The sequence below is a fragment of the Massilia phosphatilytica genome (genome assembly GCF_977014125.1).
Genome location: NZ_CDRNIL010000028.1, coordinates 1 through 2240, shown reverse-complemented (window position 1 = coordinate 2240; position 2240 = coordinate 1). Strand labels below are relative to the sequence as shown.

At 73.1% G+C, this 2240-nt stretch carries 4 protein-coding genes and 1 pseudogene; all 5 read left to right on the top strand.

The window, feature by feature from the left end; translation table 11 throughout:
- Positions 1-242: 242 nt before the first annotated feature.
- The 5 genes and pseudogenes from ACWNCF_RS01210 to ACWNCF_RS01190 all read left to right on the top strand — a co-directional run bounded on the left by ACWNCF_RS01210 (position 243) and on the right by ACWNCF_RS01190 (position 2225).
- Complete coding sequence (locus ACWNCF_RS01210) at positions 243-674, top strand: hypothetical protein (protein WP_449405723.1); 432 nt, start codon at positions 243-245, stop codon at positions 672-674.
- Position 675: 1 nt separating this feature from the next.
- A complete protein-coding gene (locus ACWNCF_RS01205; protein ID WP_449405722.1) occupies positions 676-1164 on the top strand; it encodes a hypothetical protein in 489 nt (162 codons plus the stop codon).
- Positions 1161-1292, top strand: a complete 132-nt coding sequence (locus ACWNCF_RS01200; protein ID WP_449405721.1) for a DUF3305 domain-containing protein — start codon at positions 1161-1163, stop codon at positions 1290-1292. The genes ACWNCF_RS01205 and ACWNCF_RS01200 overlap by 4 nt, the downstream gene beginning before the upstream one ends.
- Positions 1293-1476: 184 nt before the next feature.
- Positions 1477-1599, top strand: coding sequence for a DUF3305 domain-containing protein (locus ACWNCF_RS01195; protein WP_449405720.1), 123 nt, complete (start codon positions 1477-1479; stop codon positions 1597-1599).
- A 7-nt stretch (positions 1600-1606) separates the two neighbouring features.
- Positions 1607-2225 (top strand): annotated as a pseudogene (locus tag ACWNCF_RS01190) (DUF3306 domain-containing protein).
- The last annotated feature ends 15 nt before the right edge of the window (positions 2226-2240 follow it).

The following is a 2240-nucleotide window of genomic DNA, read 5'->3' as shown; positions in this document are numbered from 1 at the left end:
TGTTATGTTGCACTTCGTTCAGTTACGTATTGCTAAGGTTAAAACGGAGGAGTTAGTTGGATGATCCAGCACCTATCGCCACGGGACCGTCGACGAGTCGTGGGCCAAGGCGCACCACGCCGTGTGGTACGAGGAAGTGCAGGCCGGCGTCGCGCCGGGCACGTTCGACGACCGCCTGCCGCCGGACCAGCGTCCGCCCGCGGGCAATCCGCCGCCGCGGCCGGCGCACTGAGGGGACAGCGATGAAGCGGACGACGACGATCATGGCGCTGGCCGTGCTGCTGGCCGCGACGGCCTGCAAGCAGCACGGCGACAACGCCCAGCGCAAGACGAAATTCCCCGGCATGGTGACGGCCGACGGCGGCACCAGCGGCCAGGTGATGGCCGCCCATGCCGGCCCCAAGACGGACGCTGGCTATGCGGGCGGCACGCCGGGCATCGCCGGCGGCAGCGGCGGCAACACGGCCGGCGCGGCGATGGGCGGTTCCGTGCGCGAGACCGGCCAGGGCCCCAGCCAGGGCGTGACCCCGCCCAGCGGCGCCGGCACCCAGGGCACGACGCAGACGCAGCCGGGCGACAACGGCAGGCCGGCCGCGCCGACGCCGGCCGAGGTGGGGCCGCAGCCGCGGGCCGTCAACCGCGATCCCGGTCATTCGGCGGCGCCGGGGCGATGACATGGACACGATGAACCGGATGAACCGGATGAACCGGATGAGCCAGATGAACAGGATCGCCGCCGCGCTGGCGCTCGTCCTCGCCGCCGCCACTGCACACGCCGCGCTGCCGGCGCCGACGCCCGCGCAGCAGCAGGCCGCCGCGGCCAAGAAGGCGAAGGCGGACGCCCAGGCCGCGCTGGACAAGCAGGCGCTCGCCGCGTCGATGGACGCCGTCGCGGCCCGCTGGCGCGCGCGCGCCGCGGCGCAGGGCTGGAAGGCGCACGCGCCGGTCGCGATCGCCGCCGCCGCGCCCGCCGCCGCCCCGGCCGCCCCGGCCGGACAACCGGACGGCAAGCTGACGCCCGCCGGCGCCGCGGCCCCGATCAAGAGCGAGAAACTGGGCACGGCGCCGCCCAGCACCGACGTCAAGGCCGGCCCGACGAAGGCCGAGCCGGCCGGCACGCCGCCCACCGTCCAGAAAGGCACGCCGAAGGTGCACAACCAATGAAGATGGGATCCATGCCGATCGCCGTGCTGATGCAGCGGCGCACCGTCAAGCACCGCTGGGCCGACGAAGCGTGGGAAGCCGTCGGCGTCGTGCCCGACCGCGGCGACCTGCCGCCCCTGCGCTGCTGAGCGAGTTGCCCGAGCGCGACTACTACCTCGTCTCCGGTCTCGAACTGGAACTGTATCCGGACGAGACAGGGCTACTACGAGAACTGCGTCGCACCCGAATCGAAGGTGTTCGTGCTGTGGCGCATGCAGGACGGCCGCGCGATGCCCGTGCGGGCGTCGGTCAGCTGACGTCGAGGGCACGCGCATGTTCGACTCGGGCGAGCACGCGGACGGCGTGACGATGCCGGCCGAGGTCTACGCCTGGCTCGCGGGCTACCTGCGCGAGCACTACCAGCCCAGGCCGCGCCGCGGCCGCCAGCACGGATGACGGGGCCATGACGGAACGTCCCGTGCCGGACGAAGGCTTCCTGCGCCGCTGGGCGCGCCGCAAGACCGCAGCGCGGGCGGAACCGGCGCCGGCCGCGGCCAGCGGGGACCTCACGCCGCCGGCCGAGGCGAACGTGGCCGCCGTGTCGGGCGCCGCAGCCAGCATGGCCGTCGCGCCGCCGGTCGCGGCAAGAGCCGCCGCCGTGCCGCTGGCCGCGGCAAACGCGGCTGGCGCGCCGCAAGCCGCCACCGCCCCCGCGCCCGTGCCGCCGCCGACGATGGACGACGTCGCCCGCCTCACCGGCAACTCCGATTTCTCCGCCTTCGTCGCGCGCGGTGTCGACGCGGCCGTGCGCCGCACGGCGCTCAAAATTGTTCGCCGATCCGCACTTCAATACGATGGACCGGCTCGACGTCTACATCGACGATTACACCAAGCCGAGTCCCGTGTCCGACGCGATGCTCGCGTCGCTGGCGCACGCGAAGCAGCTGTTCCGGCGCGCCGTCGACACGGACGATGACGCCGACGATGACGCGGCCGGCGCCGACGATCCCGGCGCCGGCCGCCCGGCCGCCGCGGCCACACCGACAAGGTGCTGGATCATCCAACGAACTCCTCCGTTTTAACCTTAGCAATACGTT

What these genes read in the sequence shown, in the direction of transcription:
- ACWNCF_RS01200 (WP_449405721.1), top strand. Translation starts at nt 1,161, where the DNA reads ATGAAGATGGGATCCATGCCGATCGCCGTGCTGATGCAGCGGCGCACC.
- ACWNCF_RS01205 (WP_449405722.1), top strand. Translation starts at nt 676, where the DNA reads ATGGACACGATGAACCGGATGAACCGGATGAACCGGATGAGCCAGATG.
- ACWNCF_RS01210 (WP_449405723.1), top strand. Translation starts at nt 243, where the DNA reads ATGAAGCGGACGACGACGATCATGGCGCTGGCCGTGCTGCTGGCCGCG.
- ACWNCF_RS01195 (WP_449405720.1), top strand. Translation starts at nt 1,477, where the DNA reads ATGTTCGACTCGGGCGAGCACGCGGACGGCGTGACGATGCCGGCCGAG.